The organism is Photobacterium damselae subsp. damselae (genome assembly GCF_038086725.1).
GTDB lineage: Bacteria > Pseudomonadota > Gammaproteobacteria > Enterobacterales > Vibrionaceae > Photobacterium > Photobacterium damselae.
Genome location: NZ_CP146970.1, coordinates 2,125,991 through 2,150,861, shown reverse-complemented (window position 1 = coordinate 2,150,861; position 24,871 = coordinate 2,125,991). Strand labels below are relative to the sequence as shown.

The 24,871-nt window shown below is 38.9% G+C and carries 20 protein-coding genes; 9 read left to right on the top strand and 11 right to left on the bottom strand.

What is annotated here, in order from left to right:
- Positions 1 to 10 precede the first annotated feature (10 nt).
- A complete protein-coding gene (gene fusA, locus WAX86_RS09670; RefSeq protein ID WP_148109131.1) occupies positions 11 to 2,098 on the bottom strand; it encodes an elongation factor G in 2,088 nt (695 codons plus the stop codon).
- A gap of 382 nt (positions 2,099 to 2,480) precedes the next feature.
- On the opposite strand from fusA, the gene WAX86_RS09665 reads away from it, so the two are divergent.
- Positions 2,481 to 2,918, top strand: a complete 438-nt coding sequence (locus tag WAX86_RS09665) for an RNA-binding S4 domain-containing protein (protein WP_044175231.1) — start codon at positions 2,481 to 2,483, stop codon at positions 2,916 to 2,918.
- A 123-nt stretch (positions 2,919 to 3,041) separates the two neighbouring features.
- Complete coding sequence (locus tag WAX86_RS09660; protein ID WP_341488716.1) at positions 3,042 to 3,962, top strand: M15 family metallopeptidase; 921 nt, start codon at positions 3,042 to 3,044, stop codon at positions 3,960 to 3,962.
- 53 nt (positions 3,963 to 4,015) lie between these two features.
- On the opposite strand, the gene WAX86_RS09655 is transcribed toward WAX86_RS09660, so the two are convergent.
- Together WAX86_RS09655 and WAX86_RS09650 are read right to left on the bottom strand one after the other, a co-directional pair.
- The gene (locus tag WAX86_RS09655) at positions 4,016 to 5,260 is read right to left on the bottom strand and encodes an EAL domain-containing response regulator (RefSeq protein ID WP_341488715.1); all 1,245 of its coding nucleotides are present in this window, start codon (positions 5,258 to 5,260) and stop codon (positions 4,016 to 4,018) included.
- Positions 5,253 to 9,002, bottom strand: a complete 3,750-nt coding sequence (locus WAX86_RS09650; protein WP_341488714.1) for an ATP-binding protein — start codon at positions 9,000 to 9,002, stop codon at positions 5,253 to 5,255. The genes WAX86_RS09655 and WAX86_RS09650 overlap by 8 nt, the downstream gene beginning before the upstream one ends.
- Positions 9,003 to 9,488: 486 nt before the next feature.
- Here WAX86_RS09650 and WAX86_RS09645 point away from each other — a divergent pair, with 486 nt between their 5' ends.
- A complete protein-coding gene (locus WAX86_RS09645; RefSeq protein WP_068969178.1) occupies positions 9,489 to 10,397 on the top strand; it encodes an aldo/keto reductase family oxidoreductase in 909 nt (302 codons plus the stop codon).
- A gap of 106 nt (positions 10,398 to 10,503) precedes the next feature.
- On the opposite strand, the gene WAX86_RS09640 is transcribed toward WAX86_RS09645, so the two are convergent.
- On the bottom strand, positions 10,504 to 11,808 hold the full coding sequence (locus WAX86_RS09640; protein WP_341488713.1) for a rhodanese-like domain-containing protein: 1,305 nt from the start codon (positions 11,806 to 11,808) through the stop codon (positions 10,504 to 10,506).
- A 282-nt stretch (positions 11,809 to 12,090) separates the two neighbouring features.
- Here WAX86_RS09640 and WAX86_RS09635 point away from each other — a divergent pair, with 282 nt between their 5' ends.
- Positions 12,091 to 13,110 (top strand): META domain-containing protein, encoded by a 1,020-nt coding sequence (locus tag WAX86_RS09635; RefSeq protein WP_081313162.1) that lies wholly within the window; start codon positions 12,091 to 12,093, stop codon positions 13,108 to 13,110.
- 91 nt (positions 13,111 to 13,201) lie between these two features.
- Here WAX86_RS09635 and WAX86_RS09630 read toward each other — a convergent pair whose 3' ends face one another.
- Positions 13,202 to 13,747, bottom strand: coding sequence for an NUDIX domain-containing protein (locus tag WAX86_RS09630; protein WP_341488712.1), 546 nt, complete (start codon positions 13,745 to 13,747; stop codon positions 13,202 to 13,204).
- A 10-nt stretch (positions 13,748 to 13,757) separates the two neighbouring features.
- The gene (gene mobB, locus WAX86_RS09625) at positions 13,758 to 14,270 is read right to left on the bottom strand and encodes a molybdopterin-guanine dinucleotide biosynthesis protein B (protein WP_065170956.1); all 513 of its coding nucleotides are present in this window, start codon (positions 14,268 to 14,270) and stop codon (positions 13,758 to 13,760) included.
- A 442-nt stretch (positions 14,271 to 14,712) separates the two neighbouring features.
- On the opposite strand from mobB, the gene WAX86_RS09620 reads away from it, so the two are divergent.
- Entirely contained in the window at positions 14,713 to 15,198 is a 486-nt protein-coding gene (locus tag WAX86_RS09620; RefSeq protein ID WP_065170955.1) for a hypothetical protein, read from the top strand.
- Positions 15,199 to 15,230: 32 nt separating this feature from the next.
- Positions 15,231 to 16,331: an endonuclease/exonuclease/phosphatase family protein gene (locus WAX86_RS09615; RefSeq protein ID WP_341488711.1), complete on the top strand. Its 1,101-nt coding sequence runs from the start codon at positions 15,231 to 15,233 to the stop codon at positions 16,329 to 16,331.
- A gap of 136 nt (positions 16,332 to 16,467) precedes the next feature.
- Here WAX86_RS09615 and WAX86_RS09610 read toward each other — a convergent pair whose 3' ends face one another.
- Entirely contained in the window at positions 16,468 to 16,929 is a 462-nt protein-coding gene (locus WAX86_RS09610; RefSeq protein WP_081282930.1) for a DUF2541 family protein, read from the bottom strand.
- 128 nt (positions 16,930 to 17,057) lie between these two features.
- Positions 17,058 to 17,684 (bottom strand): AmmeMemoRadiSam system protein A, encoded by a 627-nt coding sequence (gene amrA / locus WAX86_RS09605; protein WP_227000323.1) that lies wholly within the window; start codon positions 17,682 to 17,684, stop codon positions 17,058 to 17,060.
- 265 nt (positions 17,685 to 17,949) lie between these two features.
- Here amrA and WAX86_RS09600 point away from each other — a divergent pair, with 265 nt between their 5' ends.
- Positions 17,950 to 18,258 (top strand): glutaredoxin domain-containing protein, encoded by a 309-nt coding sequence (locus tag WAX86_RS09600; protein ID WP_044175245.1) that lies wholly within the window; start codon positions 17,950 to 17,952, stop codon positions 18,256 to 18,258.
- 354 nt (positions 18,259 to 18,612) lie between these two features.
- Positions 18,613 to 20,184, top strand: coding sequence for a BCCT family transporter (locus tag WAX86_RS09595; RefSeq protein WP_081282929.1), 1,572 nt, complete (start codon positions 18,613 to 18,615; stop codon positions 20,182 to 20,184).
- Positions 20,185 to 20,247: 63 nt separating this feature from the next.
- On the opposite strand, the gene WAX86_RS09590 is transcribed toward WAX86_RS09595, so the two are convergent.
- On the bottom strand, positions 20,248 to 20,976 hold the full coding sequence (locus WAX86_RS09590) for a 3'-5' exonuclease (protein ID WP_176286326.1): 729 nt from the start codon (positions 20,974 to 20,976) through the stop codon (positions 20,248 to 20,250).
- A 10-nt stretch (positions 20,977 to 20,986) separates the two neighbouring features.
- Positions 20,987 to 22,867 (bottom strand): DUF294 nucleotidyltransferase-like domain-containing protein, encoded by a 1,881-nt coding sequence (locus WAX86_RS09585; protein WP_065170950.1) that lies wholly within the window; start codon positions 22,865 to 22,867, stop codon positions 20,987 to 20,989.
- Between the two features lie 175 nt (positions 22,868 to 23,042).
- Between WAX86_RS09585 and WAX86_RS09580 the strand changes: the two genes are divergently transcribed.
- Positions 23,043 to 23,969, top strand: coding sequence for a PfkB family carbohydrate kinase (locus tag WAX86_RS09580; protein WP_341488710.1), 927 nt, complete (start codon positions 23,043 to 23,045; stop codon positions 23,967 to 23,969).
- Here the strand turns inward: WAX86_RS09580 and WAX86_RS09575 are convergent.
- Positions 23,966 to 24,778 carry a hypothetical protein gene (locus WAX86_RS09575; protein ID WP_341488709.1) on the bottom strand — a complete coding sequence of 271 codons (813 nt, stop codon included), beginning with the start codon at positions 24,776 to 24,778 and terminating at the stop codon, positions 23,966 to 23,968. The two genes, WAX86_RS09580 and WAX86_RS09575, sit on opposite strands and share 4 nt — an antisense overlap.
- Between the last annotated feature and the right edge of the window lie 93 nt (positions 24,779 to 24,871).

The window sequence follows — 24,871 nt, the reverse complement described above, 5'->3', positions numbered from 1 at the left end:
TAATTAAAAATTATTTCTTAGCGTTTTTCTCTTTCTGCTCAGCGATTACTTTTTCAGCAACGTTTGCAGGACATGGTGCGTAGTGTGCGAACTCCATAGAGAACTGACCACGACCAGAAGTCATAGTACGTAGAGTACCGATGTAACCAAACATTTCTGATAGAGGTACATCACCCTTGATACGTACGCCAGTAGTACCAGCTTGCTGATCTTTGATCATACCGCGACGACGGTTAAGGTCACCGATTACGTCACCAACGTGGTCTTCTGGAGTGAACACGTCAACGTGCATGATTGGCTCAAGAAGCTGAGGGCCAGCTTTAGGCATAGACTGACGGAATGCGCCTTTCGCCGCGATTTCAAATGCGATTGCAGATGAGTCAACTGCGTGGAAGCCACCGTCGAATAGCTCAACTTCAACGTCAAGAACTGGGAAGCCTGCTAGAGGACCAGTTTGCATCATTGACTCGAAGCCTTTCTCTACTGCAGGCCAGAATTCTTTAGGAACGTTACCACCGATAACGGTTGAAGAGAACTTGAAGCCTGAACCTTGCTCACCTGGCTTGATGCGGTAGTCGATCTTACCGAACTGACCAGAACCACCAGACTGCTTCTTATGAGTGTAGCTATCTTCAATTGGAGTAGTGATAGTTTCACGGTAAGCAACCTGTGGCTGACCAACGATTAGGTCAACGCCGTATGTACGCTTAAGGATATCTACCTTAATGTCTAGGTGAAGTTCACCCATACCTTTAAGGATAGTTTCACCAGTTTCTTCGTCAGTTTCTACCTGGAATGATGGATCTTCTGCAACCATCTTACCGATAGCAATACCCATCTTCTCAGAACCGCCTTTGTCCTTAGGAGTTACAGCGATAGAGATTACTGGTACTGGGAAGATCATTGGTTCTAGAGTACATTCGTGCTTAGGATCACATAGAGTGTGACCAGTCTGAACGTTCTTCATACCAACGATAGCGATGATGTCACCAGCTTGAGCTGAAGTTAGTTCGTTACGCTCGTCTGCTTGCATCTCAACCATACGGCCGATACGCTCAGTCTTACCAGTAGCTGAGTTAAGGATAGTGTCACCCTTGTTTAGCTTACCAGAGTAGATACGTACGAAAGTTAGGGCGCCGAAACGGTCGTCCATGATCTTAAATGCAAGCGCGCGGAATGGCTCGTCTGCAGATACTGTAGCTACTTCGCCAGTCTCTTCACCAGTTTCTGGATCAGTTAGAGGCTGTGGGTCAACTTCGTCTGGAGCTGGTAGGTAATCTACAACAGCGTCAAGAACAAGCTGGATACCTTTGTTCTTGTATGCAGAACCACAGAAAGTAGGGAAGAATGCTAGGTCACGAGTACCCTTACGGATACAACGCTTAAGCTCTTCGATAGAAGGCTCGTTACCTTCCATGTAAGCTTCCATTAGATCGTCGTCTTGCTCAACAGCAGTTTCAACTAGCTCTTCACGGTAAGCTTCTACGTCATCAACCATATCCGCAGGGATTTCTTTGATTTCGTAGTTTTCTGGAAGACCAGTGTCATCCCATACATACGCTTGACGAGTTAGAACGTCTACAACACCTACGAAGTCTTCTTCGCGGCCGATTGGTAGAGTCATAACTAGTGGAGTTGCGCCTAGAACGTTCTTAACTTGGTCAACAACGTTGTAGAAGTCTGCACCCATACGGTCCAGTTTGTTAACGAAGATCAGACGAGATACTTCTGATTCGTTAGCGTAACGCCAGTTAGTTTCTGACTGAGGTTCAACACCGCCAGAACCACAGAATACACCGATACCGCCATCAAGAACTTTAAGAGAACGGTATACTTCAACTGTAAAGTCAACGTGTCCTGGAGTATCGATAACGTTTAGACGGTGATCGTTCCAGAAACAGCTTACTGCTGCTGACTGGATTGTGATACCACGCTCAGCTTCCTGCTCCATGAAGTCAGTAGTAGTAGAGCCATCGTGAGTGTCACCGATCTTATGGATTTTACCAGTAAGCTTAAGGATACGCTCAGTAGTAGTGGTTTTACCCGCATCAACGTGCGCGAAAATACCAATGTTTCTGTATTTAGATAAATCTGTCATTGTTTTTCTCTAATAAACAATTACTGTCACATGTCAGGGTGCAGAGTATAGCACTACTTATGTATAACAGAACATAGGTGTGAGAAATTAAATGATTATTCGCTTGCTTTTGCTCCGGCTTTTTTGCCTCCTGACGAATAACCGCTCAAAAAATTGCCACATTTAGCAAGATTAGACGAGGATTGTCAGATGTGTTAGCTAGCTTTGTATTAAAGATGTAATTTTTTTGTTGGTGTTTTTTTATTGCGAATGTTTGATAAATATTAATGAAAAAGAGTTATAAAAAAAGAACCTTTATGCTTTTTTGTTTGAGTTAGCCATTTTTTCCTTTTTTAGCCTGAGTTCAGGTAGAATTAACGATTATTTTTGTGGAAGTAAAACCATGTGTGAAGAAATTGAAGTTGAAGCGCTTGAGATAGTTGTTTCAGCACAGCCGATTGAGTTGTATAAAGTATTAAAGATTGCCAACTTAGTGAGTGGTGGTGGTGAAGCTAAATACGCTATTTCTGAAGGTTATGTTGCTGTAAATGGTGAAATTGAGCAACGTAAGCGCTGCAAAATGTACGATGGTGATGTAATTGAGTTTAATGGCGAGTTTTACGTTGTATTATGTGATCAACCCGTTCAAGAGCCTGTTGAAAAAAACATTACAGATATAAAACCAAACGCGAAAAAAGCGTCAAAGCCAGCTGAGAAGAAAAAACCAGCAAATCATAAATCAAAGTCGGCGGGTAACCGTTCAGTAACGAAAAAATCAGCCAATAAAGCGGCTGGCGGTAAACCTGATAGTACAACAGGACGTAAGCCAATCAGCTTTTAATTTGTCGGTACTGTTTTATTTAAAGAGAGGCGCGCACTGTCGCGTCTTTTTGTTGTCTGTTAATCAGGTGATTGTCACAAGCTGCGTATTTTAAAGTGACTTAGCTATATATAAGAGAAAGGGATGATGAATAAACACTATATTTCGCTGGGCGTTATCGTTGGAGTTGCTTGCTTTACCGGTAATGTTTCAGCCGCAACAGTGACGGCGATTACGAATGAACAGTGCCTGGCAATGAAAAATGTTGGAGTGATGTCTCCTTCGGCGCCTGTTTCATGCCAGCGTCTAAAGCAAGTCACATTTAATTATCGGGACTTTTCTGGACATAAGCATTCGAATGGAAAGATCATTGTGATGGATGCGGTTGCTCCTTATGTAGGTAAAATCTTTGATGAACTGTATCAGCAAGGGTTTCCTATTCATAAAGCAGAGCCGATTGAAAAATATCGTGGTGATGATACAAAATCGATGATCGCTAATAATACCTCGGCTTTTAATTACCGACCGGTAGAGGGAACGAGTAGTCTATCCCTACACGCCTATGGTGCTGCAATTGATTTAAATCCAGTTCAAAATCCGTTCGTCACATTTCCTCGTACAGGACAAGCGAAATACAGTCCGGTAGAAGGAACAAAATACGCCAATCGTGAAATATATCGCTATGGTAAACCAGATCGCCAAGGGATGGCTGAAACTGTGGTTGATATTTTTGCTCGTAATGGTTTTTTATATTGGGGCGGTTTTTGGAATTCGCCTATCGATTATCAGCACTTTCAGCTATCAAAAGATATGGCCATTATGATGTCTAAAATGACAGAGCAACAGGCAACGTTGTTCTTTGAACATTATGTTGATTGGTATAATAGCTGTAGCCGTATGTATCCTAAAGCATATAGCCAATATAAGTTTAATGATTATACAAACTATCTAAAGCATAAGTTAGGCGTATCATCACTTAACAAAGCTTACAGTGCTAACTCAGCTAAAGTTTTGGTAGAGATAGAAAAGCAACCTGTACGCTCTAGTCTGTGTGTGAAACGATAAAGCTATATCCAAGTGACTTTTAGGTTGAACATAGGTCACTTGGGGAACAGATTTTATATATCTTGTATTGGGTTTTGTAATTGCCACTGTTGATGCCATTCGAGTAACTGTTCGTATGGCATTGGCTTGGCAATAAAGAAGCCCTGAGCACTACCATATTGAAACGTTCGCAAGAAATTGAGTGTTTCAAGATCTTCAATACCTTCAAAGACCACATTCAAATTCAGTCGTTTTGCTAGCGTCATACAAAATTCAATCACGGTTTGATTAAAAATACTGCTTTGGCAGTTATCAACAAAAGAGCGATCGAGTTTTACTTCACTAAAGGGAAAATAGTCGAGCTGCTGTAGTGATGAAAAACCGGTACCAAAATCATCAAGCGATAGTTTAAATCCTTTCATATTGAGACGAGCCATCGCCTCTAAAGAGCGTTCAGCTTGAGCGGGTAGAGCTTGACGCTCAGTTAACTCTAAGACTATGTCCTTGGAACTTACTTCTGAATCAGCGACCAAGTTCACCATTGCTTGCATAGTTTCAAAGTGGACTAAGTTTTTAGCAGCAAGGTTAATTGCAACGGTTCCCTGCCATCCTTGCTGATGTAAGTTAGCTAAATCGGTAATGGCTTGGTCTGCAATATAAAGGAACAAGGCATTGATAATATCGTCCTGTTCGGCAATCGGAATAAAACGATTAGGTGCTATCATGCCATAAACAGGGTGGGGCCAACGGATAAAGGCTTCTATCCCTGTCCATTGACCATTATCTAGACACACCTTAGGTTGATAATGGACGCTAAATTCTTTATTTTCTAGCGCTTTTTGAATATCTATCAGCGATGGTTGAAAACCTGGGTTTTGTTGATTAGAAGCACACGAAAAACAGACACTTTTATTAAGCAGTTGTGATAGATGCTCTTTCTCTATCGGTTTTGTTGCTTGGCCTAACAGTATAAGGTTAGATGCCTCGACCATTTTACTGACAGTACAAAGTACACTCTCATCTACTGCGCTACAAAGAATAATGGAAAGTGCTTTCTTTTGTTCTGACAGTTTTCGTAATACTTCGATACCATCCATATCGGGCAGTTCGAGATCGCATAAAATAATATCAATGGATTGTTGCTGACAAATAGCTAAAGCTTCTTGCCCAGAAGCGGCTTCTAAAACCGATTGATACCCTAGCTGTTTGATACTATTGACTAGAAACCAGCGTTGAAATGCATGATCTTCTAGTACCAAGATTTTTTTATCCATTGGTAGAGTAGAGGTTTGGCATTGCGTGCTTTTTATTTCAGTCATAAGTTGATAACCAGTTTGATGTTGTCTCAATTTCAGCGGTAATTTCTTTTTGTAGGGCAGTGGCTTGCTGTGTAATAAGACTAAAATCCGTTTCGGCTTCTGCTGATGCTTGTAAATTTGCAGCCATATTTGCCAAGTGCTCTAACTTCACTAAGCTAAGAGCGCCTTTTACTCTATGAGCTATTCGCCTGATTTGCTCTGAATTACCCTGATTAATGGCTAAAGTAAGTGCTTCTATATCATCTTTCATTGATAAAACAAAAACTTGAGCAATATCATTTATTGGTTCATGTTCTGAAAATGCGGAAAGCCATTGTGGTTTCACTGAGATGTTTTCAGGTGATTTTATCTGCTCTAATGAAGCGGTATGGTTTAAGCTTACTGAAAGATATTGAGTTAACTGAGCATAAAGTTCATCAATGCCATAGGGCTTAAACATGACATGATTCATCCCCATCAGAGACCCTCTTGTCGTACTTTGGCTTGAGCAATCTGCCGTGATACCGATAATTGGAACGTGAGAATTGATGGACCCTTGTCGAATTTGACTCGCTAGCTCATAACCATCCATATTTGGCATATGACAGTCTGTTAATAATAGATCGTAGTGGTTTTGTTGCCATAAATTTAATGCCTCTTCTCCGTCATTAGCAAAGTCGGCCTCTATACCAAATTGAGTCAGCATATTGTTGAGTATTATCTGATTAATTTGATGATCTTCAGCAACAAGAATGCGGCCTAGTAAATGTGGATATTGAGTCTTATGGTTCGTCGATATTGTATCGTCATTATTGTTTATTCTTTCAATTAGCTCTCGCAATTGCCCAGGAAATAGAGGATCGGTTGGTATATTGTAAGGATGTTGAGCACTATATGCGGCATCAATTTGCAACAGAGGAAAGTCTATTTTATTGGTTGCAATACGGTAATTGATATCCCATATTTTTAACCATTGTTCGATTGTGGGATTGGCTTTTTCTAAGTAAATAGGGCCATTCTGCGCAATTGGCTCAATATCTCCTTGGCTATATGGCACCTTAAAGCTCACCGTTGTCCCTTTGTTTAATTGGCTGTGAAGCTCAATTTTACCCTTCATCATTTCAACCAGCTGCTTGCAAATACTAAGGCCAAGACCCGTCCCCCCATAGGTACGACTTATCGTTGTTTCTGCTTGTTCAAAAGGTGAGAAGAGTCGCTTGATATTTTCTTCGTGGATACCAATGCCAGTATCAATAACTTTAACCAGAAGCGAGTGTTGAGTTAACTCAATATAAACGGAAATAGAGCCTGCTTCTGTAAATTTAACCGCATTACTGAGTAAATTATTAATCACTTGATTTACGCGAATAGAATCAATCGTTAGGGTCGTGATTCTAGTCGGTTGCCAAAATAAGTTAAACTTCACCCCCTTATGCTGAGCTTCTTGGGCAAAGTTTGTGAGAGATAGACCAATTTCATTTAGCCAGCGACAAGGTTGATAATCGAGTTTTAGTTGTCCTGCTTCTATTTGTGAAAAGTCCAAAATATCATTAACAAGATATAGCAGATGATTAGTAGATGATTTTAGATTGTTTATATAACCATTCTGCTCTTGAGATGTATTTTTCTCTTCGAGTATATCGATTAAACCAATCATACTTGCAATCGGTGTGCGTAATTCGTGGCTCATTGTTGCTAAAAAGTGAGTACGAGCTTGCATTGCTTGCTCTGCTTTTTCTTGTGCACGAATCAGATCGCTTACATCGGTAAGAACCGTCATGACACCTAGTTTGTTATTATCACGATCTTTGATAAGTTTTTTAGTGTAAATAAGATCAACAGTGGTGCCATCTGGCAATATAGTTTGGCGTAAATTACTTTTTGAAGTGTTGTTGATATCCATTCCAGTTTTGAGGACAGTTGCATTCTCAGTGGTTGACTTATCGTACTCCTCCCAACTTGGCTGCATGCTATTGTGGTTCCAGAACTGAGAGAATGTCTCTTTATAGTTATTATTCCAAAAAACGCGCTGATTATTGGTATCTTGCATCAATAACATAGAAGGAATTGACTCAATAATCTCATTAAGTAGGTCTAATTGCTGGACAGCTTTTTTTTCAGCTTTTTCTCGGCGTTTTACTTCTTTTTTTAATTGATTACTCCAAAACAAAAATAAAGCAATCACCGCTGCGACAACAAACATAGAAATAGACGTCCATAAAATAACTTTACTTTCGTCAAATCCCTTTAAAATAACAGATGGCTGGTATTTTTTTCTTAACTGGCTGATATCTTCTTCTGGAACGGATTTAAGAGCAAGATTTAATACTTGAGCTAATGTTTGATTCTCTTTATGTATCGCCATGCTAATTGGAAAAACAAGATCATTACCAATATAAGCAACTCGAAAATCATTAATACCATAACGTTGTTTTAAATGGGCCATAAATGAACTGTATACAACGACGACATAATCAACCTTTCCTTGAAGAAGCTCATCAATAAGGTTTTTATAATTTGGATAGCTTTTAATATCCCCTTGTGCGTTATTGGTATTAATGAAATATTTTTCGCTTTTTATCATTCCAACTTTAAACTTAGCAAGTTCTGAAAGCTTTGAAAGTTCAGGTCTATTTTTCGTTGTTATTACAGCATATTTTAATGTTGTATATGGTTCTGTTATAAGAAACTGTTCTGCATCTATATCATTAACATTAGCAATCGGTAAAAAATCAATTTTATGATCTGTTAATAATTTTTTATAATCTACTGAGTCATTCGTTTTTAAGTAATTAAATCTTAATCCGGTTTCCATAGATATGAGACTCAGTAAATCGTGGGTAAATCCTTTGTTTGTATTTAAAGCACTAAATGGGACTAAGTTTCCTGGTAGAGTATAACTAAAGGCTGTTTGTTTTATCTCTGGGTTACTAAGAATAACTTTAGTCAGTTTGTTTTCAGCTTTTATGTTATTTGTTTGGCTTTTTATTTCATCTTTAATTCTACTTTCAGAGCCTTGTGGTGTAAATTCGATAACCTTATTAAAGATATCACGTAGATAGACATTGTTTTTTTGTATTGCAATATTATGTGTTGAAGCTCTTAGCCAATCAGCACTGATGATTCTAGCATTATTTATATCATCTTCTTGCTGAGATAGGACAACATAATCAGATAAAATAGCGTCTATTTTTCCTTGTTTAAATAAAGTGATGGCTTCGGTTAAATTCTTCGTTTGTTGTAAATGTTGGCCACCAGCCGTGATCAAAACATCACAGTAACTAGATGATGCTACACATCCCCATTTTAAGTTGGCAATCGCATCAGCATCAAACCCAATAATGGAGTTTTTGATAATTATACCTAGGCTTTCTTGGTATAAAGAATGGGTAAACCACATAATTTTATTACGGCGAAGGGTAGGTGATAATCCCACAACTGCATCAATTTCATTATTGACTAAAGCACGCTCTAGTTCCTTTATAGAAGAATAAGGAATAAATTTTGATTTTTTTCTAATTTCTAAAAAATGATTTATATCATTGGCATAATCAATATATATACCTTCGACAGTACCATCTTTTTTATGAATGTAATAAGGTGGCCAGTCATGGTTTAAAATACCATACTTGATTTCATCTTGATTATTGAGCCAAGTAATTTCTTCGGATGTAAGAATATTTTCTTTTTGATCAATTGGAGCATACGCAAAGCTACTAGCCGAAAATAAATATAATAGAAGAAGAGTGTAAATTGTTCTCATAGTTTAAATCGCTAGTGGTTTATTGCCATAACCGTAGTATAAAATTCTAAATTATGACGGATAGAAATGGTGAATTGTGATATTGATACCAATATCAATGGAAATAGTAGGTGGTTAAACCCTAATATCTAGTTTTGACTCGATATTATATCGTTCTATATATGCACCTAACTTGTTATAAGCAGTGTAATGAGGGCTGCAAGTAATTACATGGGAAGTACGGTCATTAGTTTTCTTATGATATTTTTGAGTTTTAGATATTTTATGAGTAGGAGAACTTATTGAAATAGCAGGGATCGGAAAAATAGCACTCATAAAAAACTCAATGAATATGACGAAGATGATTAGCTTAATCGAAAGCATCAAATTGGTGTCATAGGTGTGTCAAAAAAATGACTAATTCATCAGATTTAGTGTCATTGCATGTGAACTCAGTTAGTTCTAGTATGAGTTCACTAACCTTGTACATAGATTGGATGATATTGCATGATAAGTAAGGAAAAATGTGCACCAAATGGACCACTTCTTTCTGAGTTCATTCAGGGGTATTGGCGATTAGCGTCGTGGAACATGTCAGTTGAAGAGCGAATTGCTTTTATCAATCAGCATTTGGAGTTAGGAATCTCTTCCGTTGATCATGCCGATATTTATGGTGATTATCGTTGTGAAGCACTATTTGGAGAAGCTTTACATCGATCTCCGTCACTTCGTTCTCAGCTCGAAATCATCACTAAATGTGATATTAAACTGTGCTCTGAACATTATCCAAGTAGAAAAATAAATCATTACGATACCAGTTTTGAGCATATTACTTCTTCTGTAGAAGCGTCATTACGGAATTTACAGACAGATTATATCGATATGTTGTTGATTCATCGCCCAGATGCATTGATGGATGCTGATGAGGTTGCTCACGCTTTTTCATCATTAAAAGATCAAGGCAAAGTCCTCCACTTTGGGGTCTCTAATTTCACGCCAAGTCAATTTTCTTTGCTGCAATCACGATTAGATTTTCAATTAGTTACCAACCAAGTTGAAATTAATCCAATGAATTTTGGTGTGGTCGATGATGGTACGCTGGATCTATTACAACAGTTACGTATTCGTCCAATGGCTTGGTCTTGTCTTGCTGGTGGTGAGCTGTTTAACGGTCAAACCGAACAAGCTGTCCGTTTACGTGCGGAGTTGCTTGCGATTGCTCAAGAAGTGGGTGCAGAAAGTGTAGATCAGGTAATTTATGCTTGGGTTCGTCAATTGCCATCAAAACCGTTGGCTATCATTGGTTCTGGAAAGATAGAGCGAGTGCGGTCAGCATTGGCTTCTCAGAAAATTCAATTAACCCGTGAGCAATGGTACCGAATTTGGGTTGCATCTAAAGGTCATGGTGTGCCATAGAGTTGTTGGCGAGTCGTTGACGTTAAATTACTAAGACAACGATAAAACGAAAAAGCCACATAGAGAGCTGCTAAAGACTCTATATGTGGCTTATTTTTAATTTAGATTACTGCTTAGGTGGCTTAATATTACCATCAGCTGTTGGGTTTGATTTATCACCACTCCATTGATACCAGCCACCATCAAATACGCTAATATTTTTCCATCCCATTAAATAGGCATCAAAGAAAGCTTCAGATGCTCGCCATCCTGTACCACAATAAAAAGCAACATCTTGGTTGGGTTTAATATCCCACTGTTGCCATAATTGGGCGATTTCATTTGGACTGCGCATTGTACCATCAGGGTTACGAAGATCTTCCAAATGATATGGGTCACTACCAGCATGGCCCCATTTAGAACCCGGGATTCGGCCTTTTGGTTTGATATAGCTATAGCCGCTGGTTTCACCGGTATATTCGGCCCAACTACGAATACTAACTAATGATTGTTGATCCTTTGGCTGTTTTAACAACGCCTTAGCTTGTGGAACATCAATAATGTAGTTTGGATTTGCTGGAATTGGCTTACCAAAATCAACCTTATCGTGGTTTTCATTTAGCATTGGCTCACTGCAATACCCTGCATCGACCCAAGATTGCCACCCACCATTGAGTAGACGAACATCTTTAACTCCCGCATACATCAGGATATTTGCAGCACGAGCCGCGGCAGTATTATCGCGACCATATAAAATCACCGTAGTGTCATAGCGTAAACCAAGATCATTAATCACCTGTTTTAGCTGCTTAGGTGATACTCGGTTCCACCAAGGCTCTGATTCAATATCATTGGTATTAAGGTAGTAAGCACCTGGAATATGAGCCAGTAAGTATTTTGCTGGTGGGCCCCAAGCAACTTCAACAACTTTATAGCCATTTTTAGGAGCATATAGTGGATCTTTACCTTTGATTAAATCATTTAACCACCATGCTGGTACAAGATGCTGGAATCGAGGAAGAGCACTTAGCTTACCGTGATATTGGTCGATAGGCTGAGTGATAATTTTAATATTATTAATACCTTGAGACTTTAATGCATGAGCTAAAGATTGAGCTTTTTTTTCACCACAATATAAAAATGTTTGTTTTTTGTTTGAGATGCTCTTGCTCATCACCAAGTTAGACAGTGCATGTGGTGAGGTTTGATTTAACCAATTTGCATCTAAACTGATTGCTCCCGGAACATGGCCTCCAGATTTCATGGTGTTTTGTGGCCAACCGTTATAAAAGTTACTGTCTCGACAATCGATAATTTGAACTTGATTAGGTGATTGTTGCTGTATTTGTTGATATTCAGCAAATGTGGCTGCTGAAGCTGAATAGGAGAGAACCAGTCCTAGTAGAGGAAAATAAGTGTTGCTCACGCGCATTGATAAACCTATGTGCCTTTCAGTTATTCAAGCATCAGATACTCAAGCATAGATAACTGAGGCGTATGCTTAGTTGAAAATTATTGTTATGTTTGTATGACATTATACTGATACTGGTAGAAGATGCGAGTGACGGTTGTGCTTCGCTTTAGTTAGGTAGCAAAGAAGGAGCATGGAGATCATCACAAAATAAAATGAACTTAGTTTTGATTGATGAAGTCATATCATTAGTTTTTAGGTAATACCTATTTTATAAGTAATTATGATTGTGAAGGAGTGGGTATGAAGTGTCTTCGAGCAATAATGACGGGGACAGCTTTTATAGCGAGTACATCTGTAATGGCAACACCATCACTCATGGATTGTTTGCAAAATGAGCATAGCTCGACATGCAAATATCAGATGGCAGCAGCATTATCAAAAGATGGCTCCAGTTTAGCCGTACCCAAAACGCAAGCATTTTCACTCTTTGCTTTAAAAAATACGATTTATCACGGCATCGATGGCATTGAAGCATCGTTTCGTCTGCAAAATGGTATTTGGGTCGGCGAACCTTATCAACCTGGAGGCAGTATTATGCCTCAAGTTATTTTTGTACCAGATATTATCGCTAAGGGAGACTTAACGGCTGATCAACAAGATGATGCTGTTGTGATGTTAGACTTTAGCCCCGGTGGCACAGGACAATACTTATATCTTGCGGTAATGGAAAATCGGTTAGGCCAACCTATTAATATTGCGACTCAATTTGTTGGTGATCGGGTACGAGTCAAAGATCTTCACATTGAGAATGGCAAAATCATTATGACGGCCATTGAACCCAGCCCAACAGATGCAATGTGCTGTCCAGGTAATGTGGTTAAACGAATATGGCAATTGAAAAATCATCAGCTAGTAGAAGAGAAAAGCCAAGAAACCGTTCAGAGATTAACGTTAAACCTGTTAGATAATAGTGGTTGGAAATTGGATAGTTGGCAATATGGTGAGCCTGTCTCCGCTAAGACTAATATTACTTTACGTTATCAAGATGAGCACTTAATTGGTAAAACTGCCTGCCACAGTTACAGTATCGCCGTTCGTGATTCCTTACGACCAGGATTTATTAATTTAGCCGCTGATTATTCGACTATGAACACTACTGAGTGTACCGCTGAGCAGCAAGATGCCGATAAACGTTATCTGGAACAGTTGGCCCATGTAAACCAATTCACTTTTTTTGCAGGGCGACTAACGTTGTCATATAACTCTAATGGGCATTTAGGTGTAATGATTTTCTCGCCACACACACCATCAGAGAATTAAAATCATTTGTGAGATAAAAATAGCCCCAGATAGTCAATATCGGGGCTATTTTTATTGGTGTTAATTAACCTGAGGCAATGAGCTTAACTGATTAATAACCACCTAAACGTTGGGCTTGATTCACCATTTCTTGTCGGGAGTGAGCCTGTTTTTTTAGATGTTCAATGGCTTGTTGAGTTGATATAAAAGCAAACTGTGTGATATCGATATTATGAATATTGACCCATTGAACTTCGGCCACATCATCCTGAGCGATAACGGTAGGCTTTTGATTTAGCTTGACGATAAAGAAACAGTCACAGGTTTTGTACTCTACTGTTTTATATTGGTAAGTATTGCTGTAAGAGTGAACATACGTTAGCGAATGAATTGATAACCCCAGCTCCTCTTTAATCTCACGCACGGCTGCTTGTTCTAAGCTTTCATTTGGGTCAACAAATCCGCCAGGAAGATCATACATACCTTTTTTTGGGGCTCGACCTCGAATTGCAACTAATACTTCGTCATTAACCACAATGGCAACCATAACTGCCGCTGCTGCATTATGAAAATAAGTAAATTGACACTGCTGACAAATAAATTCTTTGTAGCTAACTCGCTCTAATGATGGCGAGCCGCATTGTGGGCAATAGTGCATACCATCTCTCTTATTGTTGTTGTAACCAGTCTAAAATAAATCTGGCGACTTCTGATGGATTATTGATATCAAGACGAGGTAGCTCCTTTTCAAGACCTGTTTCATCATCTGTCGCAAAGGCAATAATGTTAGGATCGTTAGGATATAAGAGGGGTTTACCGTAATTGGGACGATGAATCTCTATTTTAGGAAACTCTTCTTCTCGAAAACCTTCAATTAACACAATGTCTAACTTACTATGATCTAGTTGCTGTAAACATTCTGCTAGAACAGGATCTTTTTGTTCTTGCTCTGGATATTCAAAATAGAGAATATTACGTGCTTTTGTTGCAAGCAGTGTTTGACTACAACCAGCATGACGTAAGCGATAGCTATCTTTTCCGGGTTTATCTGGATCAATATCGTGATGACTGTGCTTGAGTAAGCCCACCCTCAGTTTTTGTTTTAGTAGTGGAATAACTTGCTCTAATAGCGTGGTTTTCCCTGAGCCACTGTAGCCAGCAAAGCCAATAATAGGTGTCATAATTGATCTCAAATTAACAGATAATGCTGAGTATCCTAATACTAAAGGTAGCTGAGTCCAAGTACTGGAAGTATTTTCAATTTGTTGATTACTTAGTTTGATGAATATTACTGGTTTTGTTTCTTGGGTTGTTTTATTGGTATAACAAAGTGCTTATTAAGAACGTCATAAGAAATATTTAAGTCCTTTGTCACATATTTATGGTGGCGTTTCTGGTAGTTTAGGAATGGGTTAAAAGTGTAATAAATAATTGATGAGTACTAAAAAAGGAGCAAAACGGTTATTTGTTACATTTTAAATCTACAGAATGGGTAAAAAACAGCTACAGTTAAGAAATAAGAACCAAGCAAGTATAATTTTGGGATTTGTTTTTATTTTAATTTCGATGAAAGGATGTCATCGGATTGTATGAAATGTACGTATGCATCAGGGAGTGTGCTATATGTGGGCAATTCTAAATTTTGAAGCATCTGGTCTTTCTGACCAATCATATCCAATCGAAGTAGGGTACGCATTGCCTGACGCTGAGGGATATAGCTTGCTGATTAATCCTCTTTCATCAGCAACGCAATGGAGTTATTGGGATGATTTTGCTGAACAACAACTCCACCATCGTTCAAGACAAGAACTAATAACCAAAGGATTAAATGTTGGAGATGTTTGTCAACACTTAAATCAGGTCTTGGGTCATTATGAAGTGGTCCTGTGTGGAAGCCAATGGGATCTATTTTGGCTCGGTCGACTGTACCAAGCAGCTCATATGAGACCCTCTTTTCTATTGTTAGAAGTAGGCCAATGGTTAAAACAGAATAATGGTATTGAGCGAGAATGTTTTAAATCGGTTTTTGAACCTCGATTTGATGTGAAAAATCGGGCAATGTCGAATGCGCAACAGATGCAGGTGGCAATAAGCCAATTAGTTGAATAAACTGCCACTAAAATAATATTCAATAAACAGTTATGATTCGATTTGCTTCTTTTAATGTGGCAATGTCTGCGGATTCTGAGACAGCTATTTTAGAGCAGACTGCCACTTTAGATTCTTTGCGTTTTAAGAAAATTGCAGCAACCATACAAAGTGTGCGTCCTGATGTATTACTCTTGTGTGAATTTGACCATTTAGGTGAAGGGGGAGATAACGGCGCTCTGCAAAATTTTTGCCGTCATTATCTCAACCGTTCTCAATATGATGTGTCACCAATTCACTACCCGTATTCCTATTGCCCGTCATCTAATACTGGAAAATTAAGTCCAGTTGATTTAAATAACGACGGGATTATTTCGCTTCCTGAAGATGGGTTAGGATTTGGATTGTTTCATGGACATTATAGTTTTGTCTTACTATCGAAATATCCTATAAAAATCGATGACATTCAGTCTTGGCAGACGCTGCTCTGGCAACAGATGCCGAACGCTTTATTACCAACCCAGTATTACTCACCACAAGCTCAAGCCGTACTGCCGTTGTCATCAAAAAACCATGTCTGTGTACCCATTGAATATGATGAACAAATTATCAATATTCTTTGTTGTCACCCAACGCCTCCTGTTTTTGATGGTGAAGAGCGCCGTAATGCTAAACGTAATCATGATGAACTGCGATTGTTGGTCGATATCATCGATGGTGCTGATTATTTGGTATCCGATCAAGGGCGAACTTCTGGCATAAATTTGCAGCAGCCTTTTGTAATTATGGGGGATCTCAATGCAGATCCTATAGATGGTGATGGGATTAGAGCTGGAATTAACACTCTCCTTAATCATCCTTTAATTGAAAAAAGTGTCGCAACAGGTGCGAAAGTACCGGCAAGTTTGGGGGGGAAATACAAGCGGGCCTACCAAAAGCGTAATGGCAAGCCAGATATTTGGACTCACGTATCGGGATTACGGCTCGATTATGTTTTACCTTCTACTCACTGTCATATACAAAACAGTGGCGTTTTTTGGCCAGATAAAAAAGATCCAAAGCGAGCGTGGATAACAAACTACAATGGTAAAGAGACTTTGACTGCATACACTGACCACAGATTGGTATGGGTGGATGTGACGATATCGAAATAAAGTTACTGGCCAGTAAAGTAAAAAAGCGTTTTATTATTAGACTACAGTGCTGTCGTTATAGTAAAAAAAGCAAATACAATATGGCGTATTTGCTTTTTTATAGTGCGGTTGCTTAAGTAACGTCGTTTTTAATCACTTATTGATTTGTTGTTACACTACGCTTACCCAGGACTTCAACTTTGGCTTTTTTCGTCACACCAGCAAGGTTCAGTGTTTGATTACCTAGGCTGCTGTATTGCATCTCAATGTTTTTTACTTTTTTAGTATCATCATTTAGCTTCATTGCGCGAGTTGATGAACCTTTAGTTAATATCCCAAGTGTATCCAGCTTTTGGCTTGAACCATCCGTATAATTTACCGTGATATCCTTAATATCCACTGTGCCTTGAGTACAAGTTAGTTTTACATGAGAAAAGCTGCGATTTACAAACATTGGGTTTGGCGTAACAGTATCTGTTTCTGATTTGAAGTTAACTGTTTTTTCTGCCAATTTAGCCCATTCGCCTTCACCTACATTTTTTCCACCTGTAGATTGACATCCTGTTAATGTAACAAGGGCAAGAAGGGCCGCGGCTGTAAGTGCAAAGATTTTTCTCATGTGTGTGAATCCTATGTAATGAATCGGCTGAGTAAACATTATGCAAAGATTTACTTTTATTGATAACTGAAAACTTCTGAATGTTGCTGGTTTAAAATAAATCAATATACATCAAATGGTTATATCGGTTAAAAATATTGACCTCTAATGGAGTTATACTTTTCTTTCAGTGAATCTACGGTAAAAATCTCAATCACAATATCAGGATGCCAAAAATTCATAGCCAGCCCAGCCTTAAGTTTTAACATCTGAATAAATTTACTTGGAGTGGTGTAGTGACACCAAGCTTGGGGTAACATAACGGCTTGTTTATGTTCAAAAGTTAGCTGTACTCCGATTTGATGTTGAGACAAGTACTCAACCAATGCGGCTTCGTCTTCAAATTTAAGCGGTTCTAACTGTGATAATACTGAAACTTCAATGGTTAAAGTATCAAGCTGCTCTTCTGCTAATGGCATAAAACGACGATCTTCATAAGCACTTGAAATCGCTTTATTATGAATTTCCAGTACAAGAGGTAAGGTTGGACGAGTTGTGCCAATACTTCCTTGTAGCTGTCCTGCAACTTCTAATGTAACGAAACAAGCTGCTGGCAGGCGCATTTTTTTTGTGTAGAGTTCTAGTTCAGGAATGCCACTAGGATCATCAAATAAATGCCCCCGAATCGCTTCTCTTGCAATATCAAGAAGTTGAGTTAATTCACCTTTATTATAGTGATTATAAGGAGTTAGCGGCATTGGTATTGAGTTCTCCATATTAAATATTTTCTTGGTATAAAATTTTCGTCATGCTAGAGAAGAAATGTTTCAGTTATATGACATTTTATGGTGTAGTAGCTTTACTATCTTCCATATTGCATAAAGTTTCAACAAAGATACCAATAAATATTAGTTGTTTATAATCAATATGATAACTTTATTTTCAGTTCTTTTATGATATTAGTATTGAGATTGTAATTTACTCACTTTACCGTTTCTTTTATCTTCTACCTTTGATTTATTATCTCTAGGTGGATCTTCCATGACATCTCTGACTCAAGAGCAACTGGCTCAATTTTCAAATCTAGTTATTACTCAGCCAAATTGTCCATATTGCGTGAAAGCAAAAGCCATTTTAGATGGGCGTGGTACAGAATACACAACATTGGTTTTAGGTCAGGATTTGGCCAAAGAAGAGATGATTGAATTTATCGAGCAAGTTGCCAACGTAACGGTACGAACGGTCCCTCAAATTATTCTTGATGGCAAGTATATTGGTGGACATGATGATCTTGTCGCCTTTTTAGAGCGTCAGGTAGATACTGACGAGTTTGATGACTTTGAGCTTTAAGGCATTTTGCAAGCAATAGATTGGTATTATTTGCCTTTCATGAGATTGAACCCATACTTTAGGGAGTATGGGTTTTTTTATGCCAATTTTTTTGTCGCTATGAAATGATGATGACCACTTATGTATTGTTATTAGCTTGAAATGTTTAGAGGGCGAATGATTTTGCTTGAGCGATTCCCTTGCTATTATGCACTGAAAATGCACACTTTTAACGCATATTCATCAGGTTATGAAATGCTTGAGCAGGATTATTCCTGTTGACATCACAGTAAAACAAATGGTTATATATAAATGGTAAGAAAATGTTTATAGGGCTAAATAAATAGGTATGCCGAATATAAGGCATAATAAATAATGAGAAAACACGATAAATATAGTATTGAAAATACGGACTATACAATTGGTCAGGATAATATCCAAAAATGGGGTTTTGATGTTCATAACGCCGTATTTGGTATTAGTGCTGGTCTAATCATCCTCTTTTTAATCGCTATTCTAGTTAGCGATCCTGCTACAGCAAATGCAACACTTAGTGGTGTTAAGTCTGCCATAATCAATCAATTTGATTCTCTCTTTATCTGGGCAGGTAACATTTTTGTTTTATTTTGTGTGGCTTTAATTGTATCACCTTATGGCCGAATTCGATTAGGTGGTCAAGACGCAGAAGCTGAGCACTCAACCATGTCTTGGTTAGCCATGCTGTTTGCCGCAGGTATGGGTATCGGCTTAATGTTCTGGAGTGTTGCAGAGCCTGTTGCTTATTACACTGGCTGGGCAGGTACACCATTAGGTGTGACACCTGATACCCCGCAAGCGGTTGAAGTTGCAATGGGTGCGACCATGTACCATTGGGGACTGCATCCATGGGCTATTTATGGTGTTGTTGCCTTAGCGATGGCATTTTTTGCCTACAATAAAGGTTTGCCATTATCGATTCGCTCGGTCTTTTATCCACTGCTAGGTGATCGTACTTGGGGTTGGGCTGGACACATCATTGATATCTTGGCGGTATTAGCGACATTGTTTGGTTTAGCAACATCGTTAGGATTAGGTGCTCAACAAGCGGCCAGCGGTATGCACCATGTATTTGGTATCTCTGATGGTTTAACGCTGCAAATATCCATTATTGTTGTTGTTACACTGATTGCGATTTACTCGGTATCTCAAGGTATTGATTCTGGCGTAAAACTACTTAGTAATATCAACATGCTTGTTGCTATTGTGCTGTTAGTTTTCGTTATTTTGGTGGGTTTTGGTGCTTTTGCCGATACACTACCAAAAACCATTATGGGTTATGTGAAGAACTTTATTCCACTAAGCAATCCATATGATCGTCCTGATGAAGCTTGGTTACATGACTGGACTGTTGTCTATTGGGCATGGTGGATTTCATGGTCTCCATTTGTAGGTTCATTTATTGCTCGCGTATCAAAAGGCCGTACAGTTCGTGAATTCTTAATCGCTGTTTTGATTGTTCCAACAGTAGTAACAACGATTTGGATGTCAGCATTTGGTGGTCAAGCAATTCATCAGGTTATTGATCATATTGGTACCTTGGGTGCAAATGGTCTGAAAGAAGTTCCACTTGCGATGTTCCAGATGTATGACGCATTGCCATTTGGTTCAATCTTATCGATTATTTCGGTTCTGCTTGTATTGGTATTCTTTATCACGTCTTCAGACTCCGGTTCGCTTGTAATCGATAGTATTACCGCTGGTGGTAAAGTGGATAACCCAGTACCTCAACGTATTTTCTGGGCTGCCATTGAAGGTGCGATTGCGATTGCACTATTGTGGGTTGGTGGTACGCAGGCTATTCAAGCACTTCAAGCCGGTACAATATCAACAGCCTTACCGTTTACATTTATTCTATTTTTGATGTGTGTAAGTTTGCTGATGGGCTTTAGAACAGAACGTTTTCGTTAAGTTGAATATCGGTAAATAAAGAATTAGGCGCAGTGGGTTCAAAAATCCAACTGCGCCTTTTTATTATTCCCATATTTGACAGATAGGGGTCTCAGGAGTGAAGTGATAAGCTATTTGGGCCTGCAGTAACTCTGCGGTAGCAATTGCATCGGTAAGAGCATGGTGAGGCTGATAGGTTGGTAAACCATAACGTTCACGGCATTTGTTAAGACGAACCGAGCCAGGTCTTCTTCCGCGTAATCGATTCCAAAATCCACTGTGTTTTTGCCGCTCAATTTCATACTCTAACGCTAAAGTATCAACCACAGGAAACTCAATACCTTCGCCGATTCTTAGCTGTAATGCTGCATCCATAAATTGGCGCTCAATGGTTTTATAATGCACCACTACTACTTTTCCTGCTAACGCATCTAAGACCTGATCGAGAATCCGTTTCAGGTCGGGTGCTGCTTGAATATCTGAGTGGGTAATCCCATGAATAACCACAGACTCTTCAGCAAGAGGGCGTTTAGGCTTCACCACCCAATGTTGAGCTTGTTTGCTATAAATACGTTGGATTGTAAAAGGGATCAAACCAATTGAAACAATATCGTCTGTTTTGGAGTTAAGCCCGGTTGTTTCAAAATCCAGCGCAACAAATGGTACGTCTTTTAGCGGTGTATTACCGTCAATCATTCCAGTTTGATAAAAATGACGTAGACGAAGATCTTGAGTTTTAGATAATCGCTCTTGATAGCGTTGTTGCCAGTTTGGCGCTTGTCCACCTCGAATAAAGTGCGCTATTTCTTGCATTTTTAGCTCCTTATTTTCGAGTTGGCTGATAACGAAACTTTAAGAAGTTTTGCGCTTTACTTAAAATTTGGAATGCATCTTTGAGGTTTCGACGCTCAAAATCTGACATATTTTCTGGTTCAATACTGTTATCGGGTTCTATCCCTGCTTCAATATCGAGCGCTTGATGTCGAATACGAACTAAAGAGATATATTCCATGGCATCTCGTAGATCGGGCCCACGTCCTGGCGGCAAAATACCCGCTTCGATAACATCATCAAGTCGCTCTAGTGAGTTTTGAGAACGAGAGCCAGCAGCAAGAGCGTGTACTCGGATTAAATCCGCAAGCGGGGCGGTTCCGCGGCGTTTCAAATTGATGGAATTATTATGCTGCCCATTTTTTTCCATCACAAAATCTTTAAAAAAGCCTAACGGTGGCGTTCTATTTAAAGCGTTTCTGGCAAGGCAAGCTAAGAATCGCTGATTATTACGCGCTTTTTTAACAATAAAACCATTGAGCTGTTTAGCCCATTTAGTGCGCCCCCATACCCCGTCTAAATCAAAAAATATGGAGCTGTTAAGGAGTGCTTGTGGTTTAGGGTTATCAATCCAATCGGCAAAGCAGAGTTCCCATTCACGACGTGTTTTTCGCCACTCAGGGTTAATTGCCATAATTTCTCCCTCACAATAGCTATAGCCACAAGCTGCTAGGCCATCACAAACAAATTGAGCAAGATCGGCAAAATATTGGCCGTGTTTTTCAGGATCATAACTGTTATCTAAAATAATGGCATTATCTTGATCGGTTACCATTAATTGTTCATCACGAGCCATTGAGCCTAACGCAAGAAAACAATATGGAATTGGTGGATGGCCAAGTTGTTCTTCAGCTAATTCTAAAAGTCGTTGCTTAAAGCTTCGACCTATTTCAGCCATCGCGCTCCCTATCATATGTGAGTTTGCATCTTCGTTCACCATACGAACAAAGCAGTCTTTAACCTGTTTAGAAATGGCGACTAGCTCTTCCACGGTCTGTTGTTGATAGATTGAACTGACTAAAAGCAAACTATTTTGTGATTCATAACGAACAATATCAGACATGCTCAGCACACCAAGCGCTTTTTGGTTTCGCATAACTGGTAAATGGTGCACGTTACAACGAAGCATGGTTAACATAGCTTCAAAAACATAAGCATTATGATCAAGAGTGATTAAATTGGTCGACATCACGTCTTTAACTGGAAGATTTACATCAAGCCCTTGGGCGAGCACTCGCGTACAAAGATCTCTATCTGTAATAATACCAACAATAGGATCTAACTCGTCATCTTCTGGATTGATTTCAGGATCACTGATTAACAGAGAGGAAATACTCTCATCTGCCATCGTTTGAGCAGCGTATTGAATCGTACAGTGATTTTCGATAATAACGGCTTCTCGGGTTAACAAGGTTTTGATTTTTGATGTGGTTAAATCATTTTCATCTTGCTGAGTTGATACTGTATTACGAAGTCGAGCAGTATCTCTAACCTCAAAAAATTCAGAAAAATTATCAAATTCATCGCAAAGTGCACTAAATATAGGTTCTGGAATGCAGTAGAGCAGAGTATCTTCTAGCGCTTTAGCTGGCATACGAACTCGGTTATTCATTAGTAACCCGACTTGACCAAAGACATCACCTTCTTCAAGTCGATCGTATAATTCTCCGTTGCGGCGATAAATTTCTACCGCACCGCTACGCAATAAATACAGGTCATGAATTTGGTCACCAATGTTGAGAATCGTAGTGCCCGAACGATAATAAGCAATCTCAATTTCAACCGCGATTTCTTGTTGTTTTTCTTCAGGTAAGAGATCGAAAGGGGGCTGTTGATTAATAAAATTCAATATTTCTATTTGTTCGACTTCCATACCGAGTCTCGATTTAATTTATTGATTCATAGATACAATTGTATCATTTTGCAGCATACATTGTAGGCTAATGGAATATTTAACTAGAAATTGACGAAATCCAAACTTTTCTAATGCGGTGCTGTGGCCACAATGAATTACGCTTAATATTAAAGGCGGTGAAAAGGCAAGAGAGATGAGAATAGCTGTATTGGGTGAATGCTATGTCGAATTAAGTCATTATCCTATTTGTCAGACCATAGGTGGTGATGATTTTCATATCGCAGTTTATCTAGCTCGTTTAGGGCGTTCTAAACAGTTCAATATAGATTTTGCTACCGCTGTTGGATTAGATCCCTTTACTCAAGCATGGAAGCAAGTTTGCCTCGATGAAGGCATATCATTAGAATTAACTGAACAGCGCAATGCGCAATTTCCACATTTCTACTACCCTGAATATCAGGCTAGAAATCAAATTATAGAGCACCATTGGCAAGATAATACGGCATTTTCAACCCTCTTTTCCTATTCGATAACTAAGCTTGAAAGAGCTATTGAACTCAAACAGATTGATGTTTTGTACTTATCGGCTTTTGCTGTATCTCGATTAGATGATAAGTCAAAGATCATCTTAGTTACTTTGCTTGAAGCATTAAAGCATCAAGGTGGAAAGTGTATTTTTAATTGTTATTGTGGCCATTATTTCTGGACAGTAAAACAGTCGCAATATTGGGTGCTTAAGATACTTTCTTATGCTGATCTTGCCTTCGTCTTATATGAAAATGAACATAAACGTTGGCGTACGATAGGAGAAGGTATGTACCATCTGATGCGATCAGGGTGTTCTGAAATTATTGTTTCATCTTCGGCTAAGCTGGTTATATCAGAACGAATGAGACAACTCATGAAAAGCTCGCAATCTCGGCTGTATTTTTATCGTTCTGTTGGATTAACAAAGCGTATTTCGAATGGATTTATTGCAGGCTATATTGCGGGTTTTGTCAAAGGTGAGATGATTGAGTACCGGTTAAGTTTGGGACGAGAGATGATGAAAGCGATCAGTGCATATCCCTATGCATTAGTTCCTATTTCTGCGATGAGATCTGTGTTGTCTAATGACTAAAACGAGCAGATGGTGATCGCACCTTGTTGTGAAAACTGTAATTGCAATCGATCCAGTTGATCAAAATGGTTAGAGAATGAGGCATAGCAAGTGCCACCATCAAGTACTGCTTTTTTGGGGGCTTCCTGAGTCAATACGACATCTATATTTGTTAATTGGGCTTTTGCAATAATGGCCTGAGTTGTTTTCATGTCAAACTGACTCACTAGAATGACTTTATTTATATGATTTTGTTCTAACTCGTGAACCGTTTCTTTTAGTCGCACAATGTCATTTTTGGTGACGGAAGTTGTTGGATCGTAGTTTGAGTTATTCAATGAAATAAAGCCAACCAGATCTTTATCGTAATATTTGGTAAATACTCGGTTTTTGTCTCCATCAATGCCAAAGAGATTAAGTCCATCATGGCGGAAAGGAGCAAGATTCATGGTGGTTGCTAGTATCGGTTTACCTTTAGGGATCGCAAATTGATGTTCATCAATAGACTCTGGTTTTAGTAATAGAACATCAACTAATGCGAGTGCTGAGATTGATGTTCCTTGGCGCTGACTTTGATTGGAGTAGAGCGATATAAAATGGCTATGTTGATACTCCGATGTCTCTCTTGCCTCATATAAATTTTGAGATAACCAGTTGGCAACCAATCGCTCTTGCTGCCCTAAGATATTTACTTTCGCCAAAATGGACTCAGGAGCTTGAGAGAAATAATTAATTGCTAAGTTAATTTTTGTGTGTTGATGATGGTCATTACACCCAACTAAAGCGTATAGAGCAATAAAGAATAGGGTGGGTAACTTACAATAAGACACAAAGCTTACCTAAATAGATTGTGAATTAGTGTGCTTATTCTCTGCAATTAATCATTAAGTTTCAAATCAGATTCGTTGTTAAAAGAATGAAAT